Below are 17,247 nucleotides of genomic sequence, written 5' to 3'. Positions count from 1 at the left end.
CTACCCGGCGGGCCAGCCTTCGGTGCGGAGCCGGACACAGGCATTCGGTCCCTTGGGATCGAGCAGGTAGAGGTTCGGCCGCTTGCCCAGATAGCCGCGCCAGGTCTTCTCGGGCTGGCTGCCGATCCGGACGCCATGGAGTTTGTGCAATTCGGCCGAAAGCCGGGTGATTTCCATCCTTCCCTTTCCTGGGGCTGCAAGGATCGTTTCGCGGATCTTGCGGTCGAGCGGGGCGATTGCCGGATCGGTCGGCATCGGTTCGGTCTTTGCGGGCGCGGGTGCGGCCACGCTGTTCGATGTCCTGAAGACAGGGGGCGAGGCGGCGCCCAGTTCGATGAATGCGGAACAGGCCGACCGGAAGGCCGGCGCGGAACTGGCCCGGCCCATTCCCAGCACCCGCAACCGCCTTTCGCGCAGGCGGATCGCGAGATGGCGGAAATCCCGGTCGCTGCTGACGATGACAAAGGTCTCGGGCGGATCGGTCAGGGCAAGCTCGATCGCGTCGATGGCCAGAAGCAGGTCGGCCCCGTTCTTTTCCATGCCCGCGCAGAAGAAGCGGAAGCCGGGCACCTCCTGCCAGGGCGTCAGGTTCTGCGCCTGTCCGTAGGTTCGCAGGACATGCGGCTCGCCCCATTCGCGGGCGGCGGTCAGGATTGCGGGCGCATGGGGGGCCGGGACATTGTCGCCATCGACGAAGACCGCCACGCGGCCGATTGCTGAACCCTGAAACATCGCCCGGTCCCCAAATGAATTTCCCCCGTGCCAGGTGCGGAATGGGACGAAAATCGGGCGCGTTACCGCACCAGCGGCTCCAGCGGGTCGTAGATCACGCCGCTGCCCCAGGCGGCCCGGGGCAGGCTGTCGGGCTTGTAGCGGATGGCGGTCATCTCGTCCCGGGCGAAGAAGCGGCGTTCGGTCACCACGCCATCGGGGTCGCGCCAGTCGGCATCCAGCCTGCCGCCGGTGATGGTGCAGCGGAAATAGATGTCGACCTGGTGGAACGGGCGGCCGGGGTCGTGGAACTCGTTCACCAGACAGGGCGCGCCGATGGCGATGCGCAGCCCGGTTTCCTCATGCACCTCGCGGGCGAGGTTGTCGGGCAGGGAACTGCCCCGTTCGACCCCGCCGCCCGGCGCGCACCACAGGTCGCTGATCCCGCCGGGCCAAGCATTGACCAGCAGCAGGCGGTTCTCGTGCAGGATCAGCGCGCGGACGGCAAGGCGGGGCGTGGCGGCGGTCATGGCGCGAGACTGCCCGGCCCGCGCCCCGGGCACAAGCGCGCCGATCCGGGCCTTGCCGGGGCGTCGGGGCGTCTACCGGCGCGCGGCAGGCCCCAGCCAGCGGTTGACATGCCCCATCTTGCGGCCCGGCCGCGCCTCGGCCTTGCCGTAAAGATGGAGCGCCACGGCAGGATCACGGGCCAGCGCGGGCACCTTGTCGATATCCGCGCCGATCAGGTTCTCCATCTCGATATCGGAATGGCGCGACCCGTCGCCCAGCGGCCAGCCTGCAATGGCGCGGACATGCTGCTCGAACTGGTCGATCATGCAGCCATCCTGGGTCCAGTGGCCGGAATTGTGCACCCTGGGCGCGATCTCGTTGACCAGAAGGCCATCGGGGGCGACGAACAGTTCCACCCCCATCACGCCGACATAATCGAGCGCGTTCAGCAGGCGGCCCGCCAGCAGCACGGCATCGGTGCGCTGCGCGGTCGTCAGCGGCGCGGGCACCCGGGTCGTGTGCAGGATGCCGTCGCGATGCACGTTCAGGCCGGGATCGTAGCACGCCACCTCGCCCGTCAGCCCGCGGGCGGCAATCACCGAGATCTCGGCCGTGAAGGACACGAAACCCTCCAGGATCGCGGGCGCCCCGCCCATCGCGGCGAGGGCGGCGGGCGCATCCTCGGGCCGGTTGATCCGCGCCTGGCCCTTGCCGTCATAGCCCAGTCGGCGGGTTTTCAGGATGGCGGGCAGGCCGATCTCGGCCATGGCCTCGGCCAGGTCCACCTCGTCATCCACGGCGGCGAAGGGCGCGGTCTTCAGGCCAAGCTCGGTGACAAAGGCCTTTTCGGTCAGCCGGTCCTGCGACACGGCCAGCGTGCGCCGGTTCGGCCGGATCGCGACCTGCGCCTCGATCGCGTTCAGCGCGGCGGTGGGGATGTTCTCGAACTCGTAGGTGACGACAGCGACCGAGGCGGCAAAGGCGGCCAGCGCCGCGGTATCCTCGTAAGCGGCGGTCGTCACCCTGTCGGCGACATGGCCCGCAGGCGGTTCGGGCGCGGGATCAAAGACATGGCTGCGAAAGCCCAGCCGCGCGGCCGCGACCGACAGCATCCGGCCCAACTGGCCGCCGCCAAGGATGCCGATCGTGGCGCCGGGCGCAAGCGGCTCAGTCATCGGCGGGCTCCTCGGGGATCGAGGCCGAGAGATCGGACCGCCAGCGGTCGAGCCGGGCCGCCAGCACGGGATCGGACAGCGCGAGGATCTGCGCGGCCATCAGCCCGGCATTGGCCGCGCCCGCCGCCCCGATCGCCATGGTGGCGACGGGAAAGCCCTTGGGCATCTGGACGATGGAATAGAGGCTGTCGACCCCGTTCAACGCACGGGTCTGGACCGGCACGCCGATCACCGGCACGCGGGTCTTGGACGCCATCATGCCGGGCAGATGCGCCGCCCCGCCCGCGCCCGCGATGATGACCTGAAGGCCGCGGCCGACAGCGGCCCGGCCATACTCCCACAGCCGGTCGGGGGTGCGATGGGCCGAGACGATGCGCGTTTCATGCGCGACGCCAAGCTCGTCGAGGATCGCGGCGGCCTCCTTCATGGTGGGCCAGTCCGACTGGCTGCCCATGATGATGCCCACTTTCACGTCCGCCATGCAGCGCCCTCCCGGATTCGCGAGCGGGCACTATAGACGGGTGCGGGCCTTACGCAATGATGTCGGGGGTCAGCTGATCCTCGATCAGCGCGATGCGGTCCTTGAGGGCGAGTTTCTGCTTTTTCAGCCGCATCAGCGTGAAGCTGTCGCCGGTCCCGGTGTCCTGAAGGGCGCGGATCGCGTCGTCGAGATCGCGATGCTCACGCCGAAGGACCTCGAGCTTCACGCGCAGGACTTCTTCGGAGTTCATCTCGCTGGCGATGTTCATCGACATTCCCGGGGCTGAGTCGCTGCGTTCCCTGATCCTGTCAAGTTATCGCGTTTGCCCCGCGGCGGGAAGCCGGACTTGCGGCGCGCGCGCGCCATCCCCATATCCCGTCCACGCCGCCGCGGATGCGGGGCGGATCGCACTTCAGGTCGCTTGTTCAAGGACTTGCCCATATGTCGAAACTGACCCTCGGCTCGCATCCCTTCCTGCTGGGATTCGAGCAGCTCGAACGCCTCGTGGAACGGACCGCCAAGACCGGCAACGAGGGCTACCCCCCCTTCAACATCGAACAGACCTCGGAAACGGGCTATCGCATCACGCTGGCGGTGGCGGGCTTTCGCGAGGAGGATCTGGCGATCACCGTCGAGGACCGGCAACTGGTGATCCGCGGCCGACAGGCCGAGGAGGGCGCCGACCGGGTGTTCCTGCATCGCGGCATCGCAGCCCGCCAGTTCCAGCGCAGCTTCGTGCTGGCCGACGGGGTCGAGGTGACGGGCGCGACCATGGAAAACGGCCTGCTGCATGTCGATCTGGAGCGCCTCGTGCCCGAAAGCGTGGTGCAGACGATCCGCATCAGGCGCGCGTGAGGAGGGCAGATTTGATGGACAGGAAACACGAGGTCTTTCCCGAAGGGGGCGAGCGGATCGTCTATGTGCGGCCCGTGAAGCTGGCCGAACTGCCCGAAGAGGTGCAGCGCGAGGCCGGGGGGCTGGACGGGCTTTACGCGCTGCATGCGGCCAGCGGCGAGCGGCTGGCCCTGGTGCGCGACCGCGCGCTGGCCTTCGCGCTGGCGCGGCAGAACGACCTGGCCCCGGTCAACGTGCATTGAGCCGGGGCGCGGGGGGCGCTCTCGCCCCCGTCCGGCGCAGGGCTGACGCCCTGCTTGTCCGGGGTTGGGCGTGGCGCGGCCTTGCGGCCGCGCCCCTCCGGCGGGGATATTTGCAGCCAGAAGAAGCAGGCGGGGCGCGGGTCAGTTGCCCGCGATCAGCCCCATCTGTTCGAGTTTCAGGATCACCTGATGGGCGCAATTGTCGACATCGACGCCGGTGGTGTCGACGCTGAGTTCGGGCGCGGTGGGGGCCTCGTAGGGGTCGGAAATCCCGGTGAATTCCTTGATCTTGCCCTCGCGCGCGAGCCGGTAGAGCCCCTTGCGGTCGCGTTTCTCGCATTCCTCGAGGGGCGTGGCGACATGGACCTCGCAGAAGGCGCCATAGGCCTCGATCATCTCGCGCACGGCGCGGCGCGTGGCGGTATAGGGCGCGATCGGGGCGCAGATCGCGATGCCGCCATTCTTGGTGATCTCGGAGGCGACATAGCCGATCCGGCGGATGTTGATGTCGCGATGTTCCTTGGAGAAGCCGAGTTCCGAGGACAGGTGCTTGCGCACCACGTCGCCATCCAGAAGCGTCACCGGCCGGCCGCCCATCTCCATGAGTTTCACCATCAGCGCGTTGGCGATGGTCGACTTGCCCGAGCCGGACAGGCCGGTGAAGAACACGGTGAAGCCCTGGCTCGCGCGCGGCGGCGAGGTGCGGCGCAGTTCGCCGACCACTTCGGGGAAGGAGAACCAGTCGGGGATATCCAGCCCCTCGCGCAGGCGGCGGCGCAGTTCGGTGCCCGAGATGTCCAGCACGGTCGCCCCTTCGGGCACCTCGTCCACGGGGAAATACTGGGCCTTTTCCTGCACATAGACCATCTGTTTGAAATCGACCATCTCGATGCCGATCTCGTCCGCATAGTGCTTGAACAATTCCTGCGCCTCGTAGGGGCCGTAGAAATCGGCACCCTGGCTGTTCTTGCCGGGGCCCGCATGATCGCGGCCGACGATGAAATGGGTGCAGCCGTGGTTCTTGCGGATCAGCCCGTGCCAGACCGCCTCGCGCGGGCCGGCCATGCGCATGGCGAGGTTCAGCAGGCTCATCGTGGTGGTGGCCTGCGGATACTTGTCCAGCACCGCCTCGTAGCAGCGCACGCGGGTGAAATGGTCGACATCGCCCGGTTTCGTCATGCCGACGACGGGGTGGATCAGCAGGTTGGCCTGCGCCTCGCGCGCGGCGCGGAAGGTCAGTTCCTGATGCGCGCGGTGCAGCGGGTTACGGGTCTGGAAGGCGACGATGCGGCGCCAGCCGAGCTTGCGGAAATAGGCGCGCAGCTCGTTGGGCGTGTCGCGGCGGCCGCGGAAATCGTAATGCACGGGCTGCTGGATTCCGGTAACCGGGCCGCCCAGATAGACCTTTCCGGCGGTGTGGTGCAGGTAGTTGACGCCCGGATGGGCCAGATCGTCGGCGCCGAAGACCTTTTCGGCCTCGCGCGCCTTGTCCGGCGTCCAGCGGTCGGTGACGCTGAGGATTGCGAGGATCACGCCCTCCTGGTCGCGCAGCGCGATGTCCTGGCCGGGCTCGATCCCCGCGGCGAAGTCTTCGGAGACGTCGAGCGTGATCGGCATCGGCCAGAGCGTGCCATCGGCCAGCCGCATGTTCTCGACCACGCTGTCGTAATCGGCCTGGGACAGGAACCCCTTGAGCGGGTTGAACCCGCCATTCATCAGCAGTTCCAGGTCGCAGATCTGGCGCGGCGTCAGATCCCAGCTGGGCAGCGTGCCCGCCTCGATCTTCAGCTTCTGCGCGCTTTCGGGCGAGACAAAGAGTTCGGGGATCGGGGTGAGGTTGGAAAGGGACATGGGAAAACCTGATTTGCTGGGCGCAAGCTGGGATCGGCCGGGCCGTGCCGACCTCGCGGGCGCCATAGCGTGCAAGTGCGGCGCAGTTCAAGCGGAACCCGGGTGCACCCGCGAAGAATGGCCGGATCTGGCGAAAACGCATCGGTTCGGGGGAAATTGTTCGCCGGCTCTCCGGTGCGACAGGGTGCAGGTTCCGGTTGCGGACGGGCCGGTGTCGCGCCGGTGTCGGGGCGGGGGCTGTCATGGCGCCGTCACACCCGCCCGTTAACCATCGCCGCATTCACAGCCATGGAGCCTGGAATGTCTCTGCGTCTTGCCTTGGCAGTCGCCCTGACCGGCCTTGTCGCCCCGGTCAGCGTCGCCGATGCCGCCACCTTCCTGTTCATCCGCCACGCCGAAAGCACCACCAATTCGGGCGCCGCTTCGACGCCCGAGGAGATCCTCGATCCGCCGCTGACTGCGCTGGGCCAGCAGCAGGCGCAGGACCTCGTCGGGGTGCTGAAGGATCTGGACCTGACCCATATCTATGTCAGCAGCTACCAGCGCACCGCGCTGACCATCGCGCCGACGGCGGCCGAATTCGGCCTGACCCCGGTTGTCGAGCCGGAGATCCGGGAATGGAGTTTCGGCGACGGGTCGGCCGGGCTGGACTACAATGCGATCTACGCCATGTTCGGAGAATGGGCGAGCGGGAACACCGCGGCCCGGATCGCGGGCGTGGACGCGTCCGAATCCCTGGACGAACTGGTGGCGCGGATCGTTCCAGCCTATCGGGCGATCATCGACGCGCACAAGGACGAGGACGGCGTGGTGGCGATCGTCGGGCATGGCGGCTCGATCGGCTGGGTCATGCCCTATTTCGCCGAGAACGTGACGCTGGGCTTCGCGCTGTCGAACAACCTGCGCAATACCGGCATCGTCGAGGTCCGTCTGGACAGCGCCGGCCGGCCGATGGTCGCCGACTGGGACGGCATCGCGTTCGAGGTCGAGACGCTGGCGCCGGTGCCGCTGCCCGCCTCGGGGCTGATGCTGCTGGCGGGGCTTGGCGGCATCGCCGCGCTGCGCCGCCGCGCCCGGGCCGCCTGAGCGCCGCGCAGGATCGGGCAGGGGGGCGCAGGCGCCCTCCTCAGCCCTGTTCGGCGAGGAAGCGTTCGGCCTCCAGCGCGGCCATGCAGCCCATGCCCGCCGAGGTGACGGCCTGGCGATACTTGTGGTCCGTCAGGTCGCCCGCGGCAAAGACGCCGGGGATCGAGGTTGCGGTCGAGTCGGGCTGGGTCACGACATAGCCGCCCATATGGGTGTCCAGCTGGCCCAGCACCAGTTCCGAGGCGGGCGCGTGGCCGATCGCGATGAAGACGCCCTTGCAGGGGATCTCGGTCACCGCGCCGGTATGGACATGGCGCACGCGGATCCCCTCGACGCCGGGTGGGGCGTCGGTGCCCGTCACCTCGTCCAGCGAATGGTCCCACAGGATCTCGACCTTGGGATTGTTGAACAGCCGGTGCTGCAACACCTTTTCGGCGCGCAGCTCGTCGCGGCGATGCACCAGCGTCACCTTCGACGCGAACCGCGTCAGGAACAGCGCCTCCTCGACCGCCGCATTGCCGCCGCCGATCACCGCCACGTCCTGCCCGCGATAGAAGAAACCGTCGCAGGTGGCGCAGGCCGAGACGCCGAAGCCCTTGAACTTCTCCTCCGACGGCAGGCCCAGCCATTTCGCCTGGGCCCCCGTGGCCAGGATCAGCGCGTCGCAGCTATAGGTGGTGCCGCTGTCGCCCGTGGCGGTGAAGGGGCGTTTCGACAGGTCCAGCGCGGTGATGATGTCGGCCACGATCTCGGTGCCCATCGCCCTGGCATGGGCCTCCATCTTCTGCATCAGCTCGGGGCCCTGGATCTCGACCTCGCCGGGCCAGTTCTCGACCTCGGTGGTGATGGTCAGCTGGCCGCCGGGCTGGATGCCCTGGATCAGCAGGGGCTCCAGCATCGCGCGGCTGGCATAGACGGCGGCGGTATAGCCCGCCGGACCCGAGCCGATGATCAGAACCTTGCTGTGCCGCGTCTCGCCCATCTGCCGATCTCCTGTCCTGCGGTTTTCCGCGCCGGGCCGATATAGCCACCGCGCCCGCCCCATGGAAGCCCCGCCGTGCCGATCCGTCGCAGCGTTGCGCCGGGGGGGCAGGACCGTTAAAATCTTGCGCAAGCGTGAAACAATATTGCGCAGGACGCACCCCGAACCTATGATCCGCAAAAATTCGAGGGAAGCAGGATGCCCGGCGCAAAGCTCGACGCGATCGACCGCATGATACTGGCCGAGTTGCAGGCCGATGGGCGCATGACCAATGTGGAACTGGCCCGCCGCGTCGGCATCTCGGCGCCGCCCTGCCTGCGCCGGGTGCGCACGCTGGAAGAGGCGGGCTTCATCCGCGGCTATCACGCCGATGTGGACAGCCGGGCGCTGGGCTTCGAGGTGCAGGTCTTTGCGATGGTCGGGCTGCAAAGCCAGGCCGAGGCGGACCTGACGAAATTCGAGAACCGCTGCCGGGCCTGGCCGCTGGTGCGCGAGTGCCACATGCTGAATGGCGAGGTGGATTTCATCCTGAAATGCGTCGCCCCCGACCTCTCGACCTTCCAGAGCTTCCTGACCGAGGAACTGACGGCGGCCGAGAATGTCGCCTCGGTCAAGACCTCGCTGGTGATCCGCGGCGCCAAGGACGATCCCGGCGTTCCCTTCGAGGTGCTCGAGGAACGCCTTGCCCGCCAGGCCTGAGACGGCGGGTCAGGCGGCGCGCATCCGCTCCATCTCGAAGGCGGTCAGCCGGGGCAGGGACATCGGCCCGAACCCCTCGAACCCGCACAGATGCGGGAACAGCGCCAGGAATCGCAGCCGCGCGGCCGGGTCCATCAGGTCGGCGGCATTCTCGCCGGGGTGGTAGCTCTCGACCTCGACGCCATTGGCCAGCAGGATGTGCTGCGCCTCCAGCGCCAGGTGGAACACCCGGGTCGGGCGCGTCACCCGCAGGCCGATCAGCGCCATGCCATCGACAAGGGCCGAGGCCGGCCCGAATGCCGCGCCGGTGCCCAGGATGTCGTGGCAGCCGGGATGGCGGAACAGCATCCGCGCGCGCGGCCCCAAGATCAGGTCGGGCATCGGCCGACCCAGGCCCAGGCTGTCCGCCGTCAGCCGGGTCAGCATCGGCGGCACCGGGCGCAGGGCATCCGTCATCGGCATCAGCACGGTGGATCCCACCCAGATCAGCCGCCGCGCCCCGGCATCGGCCGTGCTCAGCATCACGCCGGGATGCAGATCCTCGACCGCGACCGGCCCGCCGGGCGTGGCGATCAGCGTGCCATGGGCAAAGGCGCAGAAGGCCTCGTCGATATGGGGCTCGGCGGGCAGGGCGCGGACAAAGTGCTGCGGGTAGCCGTCGGGGCAAAGCCCGCTCACCTCGTAGCGGCGCCTGGGCATGGGCTCATCGCCCGGCCCCGCATGCAACGGACGGATCTGCCACAGGCCCGGGGGCACAAGGCGGTCGTGGGTTCCCATGCGATCAGTCCTTCCGGTCCGGTCACATCTGCAAGGGCCCCCACCCGGATGCAGAAAGACAGGACGAACCTGCCGCGATCCCGCCCGACCTGTCAAAGTTTCGCGATTCATTGTGCCGGTGCATCCGGGCAATGCGGGGGGGCGGGGCGGGGATTGTTCGCCGCGGGGGAACGGTGCCGCGCAAACCGGGGCGCGGGCTCGAATCGGGGAACGCTCAGAACTCGACCCGGCTGCCCAGCACCAGGCCCGACGCGCTGGTGCCGTCCAGCCCGACGATGGCGCCCAGGCTGATCCAGCCGCGCCTGCCCACGCGCCGGGCGATGGCGGGGACAAGGCGCAGGCTGTCCGCGCCCTCGGCCGGATCCTCGAAGCGCATCTCGAGGCTGACCTGCATCCGCTCGGACAGGTTCAGTCCCAGCGTCAGGTCCAGCTTGTAGCCCTCGGTCAGCGTCACGGGCAGGCCCGCGACCGCGGGCGGCGCGGTCTCGGAGGCGGCGGCCAGGTGAAAGATGCCCTTCGCGTCCAGATTGACCCAGGCCCAGCCCAGCCCGGTCTGGAAACTGTTGCCCCAGCTCAGCCCCGATTGCAGGACGCCCTCGGCGCCGCCCTCCGCCGCGCCCGCCGCGCCAAGGCCCAACTCGGTGGCGACGCGGCCCGGCAGCCAGTCGAATTCGCGCCCCATGCGCAGGAAGACCACCGCTATCCAGTCCTCGGCCGCCTCGCCCTTGCCCGCGTCCAGGCCCAGCGTCATCCGCGCATTCAGCCCGTATTCGGCATAGACCGAGCTGTAATTCGCGCCCGACCCGGCGATTTCCTGCGAAAAGGCCAGCATCCCCGCGCCATCCTCGCGCAGCCAGGCCCCCGCCTGCGCCAGGGGCGCGGCGAGCGGCCAGAATGTCAGCGCCAGCAGGGCGGTCCATCGCATCGCGCATTCCCTCGTGAGGCGAGCCTTCGGGCAGAATAATCCACCTTTCGTTGCGGGATAGCCTCCGGCGGCATTTCGCCCGCGCGCGCGGTGCCGCGGCCACAGGGGCGGGGGCCGATTTGGGGCTGGGCAAGGTCGACGGCGCGCCCTATGCTGCGGCGCGGCGGAAAACTCGGGCCGCAGAGGGGTGCAGCGGGCATGACCGGCACGATCATCACCATCGCGCAGCAGAAGGGCGGCTCGGGGAAGACGACGCTCGCGGCCAATCTGGCCGTGGAATTCGCGCGCCAGGGGCTGGGCGTCGCGCTGATCGACACCGATCCGCAGGGCAGCCTCGGCCGCTGGTTCATGGCCCGCCTCGAGGGGCGCGAGACGCCGGACATGGAGTTTTCCACCGCCTCGGCCTGGGGCGTGGAATATGAATGCGCGAAACTCGCCCGTGCCCATGACGTCGTGCTGATCGACACACCGCCCAAGGCCGACAGCGACCTGCGCCCCGCCCTGCGCGCTGCCGATCTGGTGCTGGTGCCCGTGGCGGTCAGCCATGTGGACCTCTGGGCGACCGAGGGCGTTCTGGATCTGGCCCGGCGCGAGGACAAGATGGCGCTGGTGGTGCTGAACCGGATCAAGGCGGGCACAAGGCTGGCCGCCGAGGTGGCCGAGACCGCCGCCGGTCTTGCCGCCACGCTGGCGGTTGCCCGGCTGGCCAACCGCGTCGCCTATGCCGAGACGCTGGGCCATGGCCAGGGCGTACAGGAGGCCGCGCGGCGCGGCCCGGCCGCCGCCGAGATCGCCGCGCTCGCCGACGAGGTGCTGGCCTTCGCGCGGGCATGACCTGGGTCAAGGTTGCATCTTCCCGGCTTTGCCATTCTAGATGGAGCGAGGGAGGGCAGACCCCATGTACAACAACATTCTCGTTCCCGTCGCCGTCGATCACGGGCCCCAGCTCGACGACGTGATCGCGCTGGCCCGCAAGCTGCGCGCCGAGGGCGGCAGCATCACCGTGCTGACCGTGGCCGAGGCGATCCCGCCCTATGTGGCGCAATATCTCGCCGCAGATCAGGAGGCGCAGACCCGCGAGGCGATCCGCGCCGATCTGGCCGGCGACCTTCAGGACGCCCCCGATGTCGAGATCCGCGTGGTCACCGGACATGCCGGGATCACCATCGTCGATTATGCCGAGACGCATGACATCGACTGCATCGTGATGCAGTCGCACCGGCCGGGGCTGAAGGATTACTTCCTCGGCTCGACCGCCGCCCGGGTGGTGCGCCACGCGCCCTGCTCGGTGCATGTGCTGCGTTAGTTCCACGAGACCCAAGCGGAGGTTCCCATGCCCACCATATCGCGCAGCGCCGAGTTGCAGACGGTCATCACCACCTTCGAGGTGACCCCCGGCACCTGCCAGGACCTGCTGGACGAATTGCAGGACGCCTATCGCAACTTCATCTCGCGCCAGCCCGGCTTCATCGGCGCGGGGCTGCATGTCAACGACGCCCAGACCCGGATCGCCAATTATTCGCAATGGCAGCGGCGCGACGATTTCCAGGCGATGCTGCGCTCGGACGAGATGCGCGCGCGCAACCGCCGCTTTGCCGAACTGTGCAAGAATTTCGAGCCGGTGATGTACGAGGTCTTCGACAGTTTCAACTGACCCGGCCTTGACCGGCGTCAATGCAGGTTCGTCCGTGCCGGACCACACAGGACCGGATCGCGCCAGACCCGGAGGTGCCGCCGATGCCGTCGCTTGCCCGTTCCGCCCTGCTTGCCGCCGCGCTTGCGCTTGCCCCCGTCGCGGCCCCGGCGCAGCAGCTTGTCGGGGAATATGTGGCCGTCATCGGCCCGCAGGATCTCTACAATTCGCGCGGCGAGCGGCTGCGCGAGCCCTGGCAGATCCTGCGCCAGGACCGTGCCAATTTCCACCGCTTCGGGCAGCGCGACCCGGGCGACGAGGGCGATCCGTTCTTCGCCGACGCGAACAACCGCGCGGCGATGGAACGCATGCTGATGGGCGGCCGGATCGACCCGGTCGCCGCGCGCAGCATCGTCGCGGGCGGAGCGACGGTCGTGGTGCGGATCTGGGGGCAGGGCGGCCGTGGCGATTACGTCACGGTCGATGTCTGGCGCTGAGCGCCGCGACCAGCGCCGCCGCCTCGCGCAGCACCAGCCAGGCATGGCGATGCGGCCGCCCGATCCCGTGGCGCGGCGCGGCCCCGGCCACCCGCAGCCCCGCGCGCGCCGCCAGCAGCCGCGCCCGCGGCAGGTGGTAGTAATCCGTCACCAGCGTCACCTGCGCGATGCCATGTGCGGCCAGGATCGGGGCCGAAAGCGCGATGTTCTGCGCAGTGTTGCGCGCCGCGCATTCCAGCAGCAGGCGGTCTTCGGGCACGCCCTCGGCCCGGCAGATCGCCCCGATCGCCTCGGCCTCGCCATGCGCGCCGCTGGCCAGCACCACCGCCCCGGGCGCCGCGCGCCACAGCGCCGCGCCATGCCGGGCCCGCCGCACCAGCGCCGCGCCGGGCGTGCCGTCGGGCCGCATCGCCGCGCCCAGGATCAGGATCGCATGTCGCACAGGCCAAGCGTGGCGCGGCCCCGCGGCCGGGTCAACTGGCCTGCCTACTGGATCATGCTCCAGCACTCGAACACCGCGTCGATGGCCACCCGCGACCCGCTGAGCGAGAACCGCGCAAAGGGCCGCGACAGGCCCTGTTCATGGACCGCGACCGCGTTGCCCGCCTGCAATTCGCGCAGGAAACGCCGCGTCGCGACATCCTCGCCGAAGAAGAACGAGATCGCGGTTCCGCCCGCGGTCGCCTCGACCGTCCAGCGCGAGCGGTCGATATCGACGAAGATCGGGAAATAGGTATGCCCGCCGAAATCCCACGCCTCGTCCATGATATACATCGCCGCCGCCCCGTCCGAGAACAGCGTGATGTCGAAGGAGGTGCCGTCGCGGTTCACCGTCGCCGCCTCGCACCAATCCTCGCCGGTATGGGTGTTGCGCACATGGGACACATGCCACGCGCCCTGGCGCAGCAGGACCTGTTCGGCGAATTGCGCCGCGGCGGGCGTGGCCGCAAGACAGGTGGCCACGATTGCGACGCTCAGGCGGAAAGACATCTTGCACCCCTCTGCGGATCGACCGGCATTCCCCGGGGGCGCAGGCGCACCCCCGTGGATGGTGCCAGAATCCGGCATCGCGGCATTGACCAAGGTCAATCGCGACCGCGCGGGCGCGCGCCCTCAGGTCGGCTGGGCGCCGACCACCTGCGCGCATTCCTCGACGAGATAGGCGAAATAATCCTTCTCGAAATGCGGCGCGCTCATCAGCAGGGCCACCATGAATTTCAGCTTGGTCGACGCGTCCCGCGCATGGATCGGCCGGGTTTCCAGGATCGTGCGCTCCAGATCCTGCATCTGGTATTTCAGCAGCATGATCCGGCTTTCGATCGCGTCCAGTTCCTGCAGATCGGCGTCCGATCCGTTCAGCACGACGTTCTTGCCGCGCAGCGGCAGGTCGGGTCCGATGACGCTGCGGGCCAGTGTGCCGCGGCGGACGATCCGCGCCGGGGACAGCGGCGCCGCGCCGGACGGGGCGGCCTCCGCGACGCCAGCGGACCGGCCGGGGGCATCCCGCAGGGCCGGGGCGGCGGCGCTGCGGCGCGCGATCTTTCGGCCCAGCGCGGCCTGTTCGTCCAGCGCCTCGGCGCAGAGCTGTTCGAAATACTCGTAATCGAGGATCAGGGCCTGAAGGCCCCGGCTCTGCTCGCTGGGCAACGCGGCGCCCGGCAAGGGTCGTGCCCGGTCGACCGGACCGGCGTTCTGTACAGACATGCCCTACCCCTCGTTCCGTTTATGGTGCGTGGCGGCCCGGCAATTGCGGCCGCCCGTGGATGAGCCGATTTCCGCCTATATGATCGCGCATGAGGCGACTCAACCTGTCTTTTTCGGTATTTCTGGTTGTTAATCATTATGAATTCCAATGATTTGAACGCCGTCAATCAACAATGCAGGGATCTGCCGCCTGTCCGGAAAAGGCACTTGCTGTCCGTCTGTGACCGGAAAGGCACAATTCGCGCCCCGCGCGCGGCCCCGCCGACAGCGCCACGCCGCGCCATCCCGCCCCGCGCCCGGGTCCGATGAAAACCCGATGAAAACCCGAAGCGGGTCCGATCGCCGCGGCCCTGAAAAACAAGGCCGTTCCCCGCGATTCGTCCTGCGGCACGGAATCCGCCCCCCGCCACGCGCCGCCGCTTGACCGGCCCACGAAAGCGCCGCATATCCCGGCCATGACCGATCTCGCACAAATCCGCAACTTCTCCATCGTGGCCCATATCGACCACGGCAAATCCACCCTCGCCGACCGGCTGATCCAGCTGACCGGCACCGTCGCCGAGCGCGACATGAAGGAGCAGTTGCTCGACTCGATGGATATCGAGCGCGAGCGCGGCATCACGATCAAGGCGAACACCGTCCGCATCGAATACCCCGCGAAGGACGGAAAGACCTATGTTCTCAACCTGATAGACACGCCCGGCCATGTCGACTTCGCCTATGAGGTCTCCCGCTCGATGCGCGCGGTCGAGGGATCCTTGCTGGTCGTCGATGCCACGCAAGGGGTCGAGGCGCAGACGCTGGCCAATGTCTACACCGCGCTTGACGCCGATCACGAGATCGTCCCCGTCCTGAACAAGATCGACCTGCCCGCCGCCGAGCCCGAGCGCATCGCCGCCCAGATCGAGGACGTGATCGGCATCGACGCCAGCAACGCCATCCAGATCAGCGCCAAGACCGGCCTCGGCATCCCCGACGTGCTGGAAGCCATCGTCACCCGACTGCCCCCCCCGCATGAGGGCGATCCCGCCAAACCCCTCAAGGCCCTGCTGGTCGACAGCTATTACGACGCCTATCTCGGCGTCGTCGTGCTGGTGCGCATCATCGACGGCGTGCTGAAAAAGGGCGACCGCATCAGGATGATGAAGACCGGCGGCGCCTATCAGGTCGACCGCATCGGCGTCTTCCGCCCCGCCATGCAGGACATCGCGGAACTCGGCCCGGGCGAGATCGGATTTCTGACCGCCTCGATCAAGCAGGTCCGCGACACCCGCGTCGGCGACACCATCACCACCGAGAAGAAGGGCATCAAGACGCCGCTGCCGGGCTTCAAGCCCTCGATCCCGGTGGTGTTCTGCGGCCTCTTCCCGGTCGATGCGAACGAGTTCGAGGACCTGCGCGACGCGATCGAGAAACTCGCGCTGAACGACGCCTCCTTCACCTACGAGATGGAAACCTCGGCCGCGCTGGGCTTCGGCTTCCGCTGCGGGTTCCTGGGGCTGCTGCATCTCGAAGTGGTGCGCGACCGGCTGGAACGCGAATACGGCATCGACCTGATCACCACCGCGCCCAGCGTGATCTACCACATCTACCTGCGCGACGGCACGATGCGGGAATTGCACAACCCCGCCGACATGCCCGACCTGACCCTGGTCGACCATATCGAGGAGCCGCGCATCAAGGCCACGATCATGGTGCCCGACGAATATCTGGGCGACGTGCTGAAACTCTGCCAGGACCGGCGCGGCGAACAGCTCGACCTGACCTATGCCGGCCAGCGCGCCATGGTGGTCTATGACCTGCCGCTGAACGAGGTGGTGTTCGATTTCTACGACCGCCTGAAATCGGTGACCAAGGGCTATGCCAGCTTCGATTACCAGATGTCGGGCTATCGGCAGGATTACCTGGTCAAGATGCAGATCCTGGTCAATGACGAACCCGTCGACGCGCTTTCGGTCATGGTCCATCGCGACCGCGCCGAAACCCGCGGCCGCGTGATGTGCGAGAAGCTCAAGGAACTGATCCCGCGCCACATGTTCAAGATCCCCGTCCAGGCCGCCATCGGTGGCCGCGTCATCGCCCGCGAGACCATCGCGGCGCTGCGCAAGGACGTGACCGCCAAGTGCTATGGCGGCGATGCGACGCGCAAGCGGAAGTTGCTGGACAAGCAGAAGGCGGGCAAGAAGAAGATGCGCCAGTTCGGCAAGGTCGAGATCCCGCAGCAGGCGTTCATCAATGCGTTGAAGATGGATGGGTGATGGGCGACCCCGGCCTTGGCCAGGAAATTGCTCCAATGGACCGATTTTCGAGCCAAACGTCCGGGGACGCTGCCACGGACTGATGCAGCGCTGGTGTTCGTAGATGTATTTTGTGATATTATGGGTTGGCCGATAATGAAATTTAAGTGAATTTGTCGAAATGGCTAAGAAAAATAAAGTGCAAGATAGGCGAATAAATAAGGAAAAGTCCCGACTTGGGCATTGCTATGCTTTCTCAGCGCGGCGGGAACTTGCCCGGGTGAGATACTTTAATCGTATTTTGATGGGTGCCCAATCGAGGTTTGAGTTTGAGTCTGCCTGGAAGGCGTGCGTTGTTCAACTTAGGAGTGTTGCCCATGTCCTACAGAAATCTGATGGGGCGCGCAATGCATTTCTCCGGGCATCTGTCGAGAAGCGCTATGTATTTTGGAAATCGCCAAAAAAATGCGGCAATGACTACTTTGGCTTTATTGAAGACGAAAGAAACTCACTACTGAAGAATGGGCGCAGTAGTATTGTCTGTGAAGTGAAGGAGGACGGAGAGGCGTTGGAGTTTCCTGTGAAAATTATTTTTTTTGGGCAGATGTGCCTCGCCTCAAATGCGATAAGTGAATGCGTTAGTTGGCTTGATCTCGAAATCGCACGGATTGAAGATGCGGCTTGGTCTGAGCGAAGGGTAAAAAAATCGATGCCAACTACGAGAAAGCGACGTACTGGCACAGGAAAGAGTTAGATGTCACATCCCGCGTGATTATACGGTCGTTTCTTGAAGATGTCCGGCCTTTGCCGCTGCCAGTCCTTCAGAGCGTCGATGGGCGTTCGGCCCTTGAGCACTGATTGCGGGAGCTGGCCGTTGTAGAG

At 67.2% G+C, this 17,247-nt stretch carries 22 protein-coding genes; 10 read left to right on the top strand and 12 right to left on the bottom strand.

Translation table 11 applies throughout. From position 1 onward, the window contains the following. The 5 genes from NHN26_RS10855 to NHN26_RS10835 all read right to left on the bottom strand — a co-directional run bounded on the left by NHN26_RS10855 (position 1) and on the right by NHN26_RS10835 (position 3,145). A complete protein-coding gene (locus tag NHN26_RS10855; protein WP_253089498.1) occupies positions 1 to 732 on the bottom strand; it encodes an NYN domain-containing protein in 732 nt (243 codons plus the stop codon). 62 nt (positions 733 to 794) lie between these two features. After that, positions 795 to 1,241, bottom strand: coding sequence for an NUDIX domain-containing protein (locus NHN26_RS10850; protein ID WP_253089497.1), 447 nt, complete (start codon positions 1,239 to 1,241; stop codon positions 795 to 797). Between the two features lie 72 nt (positions 1,242 to 1,313). Next, positions 1,314 to 2,396 carry a 5-(carboxyamino)imidazole ribonucleotide synthase gene (locus tag NHN26_RS10845; RefSeq protein ID WP_253089496.1) on the bottom strand — a complete coding sequence of 361 codons (1,083 nt, stop codon included), beginning with the start codon at positions 2,394 to 2,396 and terminating at the stop codon, positions 1,314 to 1,316. After that, on the bottom strand, positions 2,389 to 2,877 hold the full coding sequence (purE, locus tag NHN26_RS10840; RefSeq protein ID WP_253089495.1) for a 5-(carboxyamino)imidazole ribonucleotide mutase: 489 nt from the start codon (positions 2,875 to 2,877) through the stop codon (positions 2,389 to 2,391). The genes NHN26_RS10845 and purE overlap by 8 nt, the downstream gene beginning before the upstream one ends. A 49-nt stretch (positions 2,878 to 2,926) precedes the next feature. Then, positions 2,927 to 3,145, bottom strand: coding sequence for a YdcH family protein (locus NHN26_RS10835; protein ID WP_132693209.1), 219 nt, complete (start codon positions 3,143 to 3,145; stop codon positions 2,927 to 2,929). A gap of 173 nt (positions 3,146 to 3,318) precedes the next feature. Here NHN26_RS10835 and NHN26_RS10830 point away from each other — a divergent pair, with 173 nt between their 5' ends. Further along, positions 3,319 to 3,732 (top strand): Hsp20 family protein, encoded by a 414-nt coding sequence (locus NHN26_RS10830; RefSeq protein ID WP_253089494.1) that lies wholly within the window; start codon positions 3,319 to 3,321, stop codon positions 3,730 to 3,732. Positions 3,733 to 3,746: 14 nt separating this feature from the next. Continuing rightward, on the top strand, positions 3,747 to 3,974 hold the full coding sequence (locus NHN26_RS10825) for a DUF1150 family protein (RefSeq protein ID WP_132693025.1): 228 nt from the start codon (positions 3,747 to 3,749) through the stop codon (positions 3,972 to 3,974). Between the two features lie 141 nt (positions 3,975 to 4,115). On the opposite strand, the gene NHN26_RS10820 is transcribed toward NHN26_RS10825, so the two are convergent. Continuing rightward, positions 4,116 to 5,825 (bottom strand): bifunctional sulfate adenylyltransferase/adenylylsulfate kinase, encoded by a 1,710-nt coding sequence (locus NHN26_RS10820; protein ID WP_253089493.1) that lies wholly within the window; start codon positions 5,823 to 5,825, stop codon positions 4,116 to 4,118. 300 nt (positions 5,826 to 6,125) lie between these two features. On the opposite strand from NHN26_RS10820, the gene NHN26_RS10815 reads away from it, so the two are divergent. Continuing rightward, positions 6,126 to 6,911: a histidine phosphatase family protein gene (locus NHN26_RS10815; protein ID WP_253089492.1), complete on the top strand. Its 786-nt coding sequence runs from the start codon at positions 6,126 to 6,128 to the stop codon at positions 6,909 to 6,911. Between the two features lie 40 nt (positions 6,912 to 6,951). Here the strand turns inward: NHN26_RS10815 and trxB are convergent, their stop codons facing one another. Further along, a complete protein-coding gene (gene trxB, locus NHN26_RS10810; RefSeq protein ID WP_253089491.1) occupies positions 6,952 to 7,893 on the bottom strand; it encodes a thioredoxin-disulfide reductase in 942 nt (313 codons plus the stop codon). 198 nt (positions 7,894 to 8,091) lie between these two features. On the opposite strand from trxB, the gene NHN26_RS10805 reads away from it, so the two are divergent. Continuing rightward, positions 8,092 to 8,592, top strand: a complete 501-nt coding sequence (locus NHN26_RS10805) for an Lrp/AsnC family transcriptional regulator (RefSeq protein ID WP_253089490.1) — start codon at positions 8,092 to 8,094, stop codon at positions 8,590 to 8,592. Positions 8,593 to 8,601: 9 nt separating this feature from the next. Here the strand turns inward: NHN26_RS10805 and NHN26_RS10800 are convergent, their stop codons facing one another. Together NHN26_RS10800 and NHN26_RS10795 are read right to left on the bottom strand one after the other, a co-directional pair. Continuing rightward, entirely contained in the window at positions 8,602 to 9,369 is a 768-nt protein-coding gene (locus tag NHN26_RS10800) for a Hint domain-containing protein (protein WP_253089489.1), read from the bottom strand. Between the two features lie 214 nt (positions 9,370 to 9,583). Next, complete coding sequence (locus NHN26_RS10795) at positions 9,584 to 10,294, bottom strand: hypothetical protein (RefSeq protein ID WP_253089488.1); 711 nt, start codon at positions 10,292 to 10,294, stop codon at positions 9,584 to 9,586. A 198-nt stretch (positions 10,295 to 10,492) separates the two neighbouring features. Here NHN26_RS10795 and parA point away from each other — a divergent pair, with 198 nt between their 5' ends. The 4 genes from parA (at position 10,493) to NHN26_RS10775 (ending at position 12,424) form a co-directional block, all read left to right on the top strand. Then, a complete protein-coding gene (gene parA / locus NHN26_RS10790) occupies positions 10,493 to 11,128 on the top strand; it encodes a ParA family partition ATPase (RefSeq protein WP_253089487.1) in 636 nt (211 codons plus the stop codon). 64 nt (positions 11,129 to 11,192) lie between these two features. Beyond that, positions 11,193 to 11,600, top strand: a complete 408-nt coding sequence (locus NHN26_RS10785; RefSeq protein ID WP_132693016.1) for a universal stress protein — start codon at positions 11,193 to 11,195, stop codon at positions 11,598 to 11,600. Between the two features lie 27 nt (positions 11,601 to 11,627). Next, a complete protein-coding gene (locus tag NHN26_RS10780; protein ID WP_132693015.1) occupies positions 11,628 to 11,948 on the top strand; it encodes an antibiotic biosynthesis monooxygenase family protein in 321 nt (106 codons plus the stop codon). Positions 11,949 to 12,031: 83 nt separating this feature from the next. Further along, positions 12,032 to 12,424: a hypothetical protein gene (locus NHN26_RS10775; protein WP_253089486.1), complete on the top strand. Its 393-nt coding sequence runs from the start codon at positions 12,032 to 12,034 to the stop codon at positions 12,422 to 12,424. Here the strand turns inward: NHN26_RS10775 and NHN26_RS10770 are convergent. The 3 genes from NHN26_RS10770 to NHN26_RS10760 form a co-directional block, all read right to left on the bottom strand. After that, positions 12,402 to 12,866: a YdcF family protein gene (locus tag NHN26_RS10770; protein WP_253089485.1), complete on the bottom strand. Its 465-nt coding sequence runs from the start codon at positions 12,864 to 12,866 to the stop codon at positions 12,402 to 12,404. The genes NHN26_RS10775 and NHN26_RS10770 overlap by 23 nt on opposite strands. A 44-nt stretch (positions 12,867 to 12,910) precedes the next feature. After that, on the bottom strand, positions 12,911 to 13,414 hold the full coding sequence (locus tag NHN26_RS10765) for a hypothetical protein (protein WP_253089484.1): 504 nt from the start codon (positions 13,412 to 13,414) through the stop codon (positions 12,911 to 12,913). A 123-nt stretch (positions 13,415 to 13,537) separates the two neighbouring features. Then, positions 13,538 to 14,128, bottom strand: a complete 591-nt coding sequence (locus tag NHN26_RS10760) for a hypothetical protein (RefSeq protein ID WP_253089483.1) — start codon at positions 14,126 to 14,128, stop codon at positions 13,538 to 13,540. 455 nt (positions 14,129 to 14,583) lie between these two features. Between NHN26_RS10760 and lepA the strand changes: the two genes are divergently transcribed. Both lepA and NHN26_RS10750 read left to right on the top strand, forming a co-directional pair. Further along, positions 14,584 to 16,386 (top strand): translation elongation factor 4, encoded by a 1,803-nt coding sequence (lepA, locus tag NHN26_RS10755; protein WP_253089482.1) that lies wholly within the window; start codon positions 14,584 to 14,586, stop codon positions 16,384 to 16,386. 160 nt (positions 16,387 to 16,546) lie between these two features. Next, on the top strand, positions 16,547 to 17,119 hold the full coding sequence (locus NHN26_RS10750) for a hypothetical protein (protein WP_253089481.1): 573 nt from the start codon (positions 16,547 to 16,549) through the stop codon (positions 17,117 to 17,119). Positions 17,120 to 17,247: the final 128 nt, after the last annotated feature.

It is taken from the genome of Rhodovulum tesquicola (assembly GCF_024128855.1).
Classification (GTDB): domain Bacteria; phylum Pseudomonadota; class Alphaproteobacteria; order Rhodobacterales; family Rhodobacteraceae; genus Rhodovulum; species Rhodovulum tesquicola.
Note: the sequence above shows the minus strand (reverse complement) of the source record. Positions and strands in the feature narration are given on the sequence as shown.

What these genes read in the sequence shown, in the direction of transcription:
- NHN26_RS10830 (WP_253089494.1), top strand. Translation starts at nt 3,319, where the DNA reads ATGTCGAAACTGACCCTCGGCTCGCATCCCTTCCTGCTGGGATTCGAG.
- NHN26_RS10845 (WP_253089496.1), bottom strand. Translation starts at nt 2,396, where the DNA reads ATGACTGAGCCGCTTGCGCCCGGCGCCACGATCGGCATCCTTGGCGGC.
- NHN26_RS10825 (WP_132693025.1), top strand. Translation starts at nt 3,747, where the DNA reads ATGGACAGGAAACACGAGGTCTTTCCCGAAGGGGGCGAGCGGATCGTC.
- NHN26_RS10750 (WP_253089481.1), top strand. Translation starts at nt 16,547, where the DNA reads ATGGCTAAGAAAAATAAAGTGCAAGATAGGCGAATAAATAAGGAAAAG.
- parA (WP_253089487.1), top strand. Translation starts at nt 10,493, where the DNA reads ATGACCGGCACGATCATCACCATCGCGCAGCAGAAGGGCGGCTCGGGG.
- NHN26_RS10820 (WP_253089493.1), bottom strand. Translation starts at nt 5,825, where the DNA reads ATGTCCCTTTCCAACCTCACCCCGATCCCCGAACTCTTTGTCTCGCCC.
- NHN26_RS10805 (WP_253089490.1), top strand. Translation starts at nt 8,092, where the DNA reads ATGCCCGGCGCAAAGCTCGACGCGATCGACCGCATGATACTGGCCGAG.
- NHN26_RS10800 (WP_253089489.1), bottom strand. Translation starts at nt 9,369, where the DNA reads ATGGGAACCCACGACCGCCTTGTGCCCCCGGGCCTGTGGCAGATCCGT.
- NHN26_RS10850 (WP_253089497.1), bottom strand. Translation starts at nt 1,241, where the DNA reads ATGACCGCCGCCACGCCCCGCCTTGCCGTCCGCGCGCTGATCCTGCAC.
- NHN26_RS10835 (WP_132693209.1), bottom strand. Translation starts at nt 3,145, where the DNA reads ATGAACATCGCCAGCGAGATGAACTCCGAAGAAGTCCTGCGCGTGAAG.
- NHN26_RS10775 (WP_253089486.1), top strand. Translation starts at nt 12,032, where the DNA reads ATGCCGTCGCTTGCCCGTTCCGCCCTGCTTGCCGCCGCGCTTGCGCTT.
- NHN26_RS10795 (WP_253089488.1), bottom strand. Translation starts at nt 10,294, where the DNA reads ATGCGATGGACCGCCCTGCTGGCGCTGACATTCTGGCCGCTCGCCGCG.
- NHN26_RS10765 (WP_253089484.1), bottom strand. Translation starts at nt 13,414, where the DNA reads ATGTCTTTCCGCCTGAGCGTCGCAATCGTGGCCACCTGTCTTGCGGCC.
- NHN26_RS10785 (WP_132693016.1), top strand. Translation starts at nt 11,193, where the DNA reads ATGTACAACAACATTCTCGTTCCCGTCGCCGTCGATCACGGGCCCCAG.
- lepA (WP_253089482.1), top strand. Translation starts at nt 14,584, where the DNA reads ATGACCGATCTCGCACAAATCCGCAACTTCTCCATCGTGGCCCATATC.
- NHN26_RS10780 (WP_132693015.1), top strand. Translation starts at nt 11,628, where the DNA reads ATGCCCACCATATCGCGCAGCGCCGAGTTGCAGACGGTCATCACCACC.
- purE (WP_253089495.1), bottom strand. Translation starts at nt 2,877, where the DNA reads ATGGCGGACGTGAAAGTGGGCATCATCATGGGCAGCCAGTCGGACTGG.
- NHN26_RS10855 (WP_253089498.1), bottom strand. Translation starts at nt 732, where the DNA reads ATGTTTCAGGGTTCAGCAATCGGCCGCGTGGCGGTCTTCGTCGATGGC.
- NHN26_RS10815 (WP_253089492.1), top strand. Translation starts at nt 6,126, where the DNA reads ATGTCTCTGCGTCTTGCCTTGGCAGTCGCCCTGACCGGCCTTGTCGCC.
- trxB (WP_253089491.1), bottom strand. Translation starts at nt 7,893, where the DNA reads ATGGGCGAGACGCGGCACAGCAAGGTTCTGATCATCGGCTCGGGTCCG.
- NHN26_RS10760 (WP_253089483.1), bottom strand. Translation starts at nt 14,128, where the DNA reads ATGTCTGTACAGAACGCCGGTCCGGTCGACCGGGCACGACCCTTGCCG.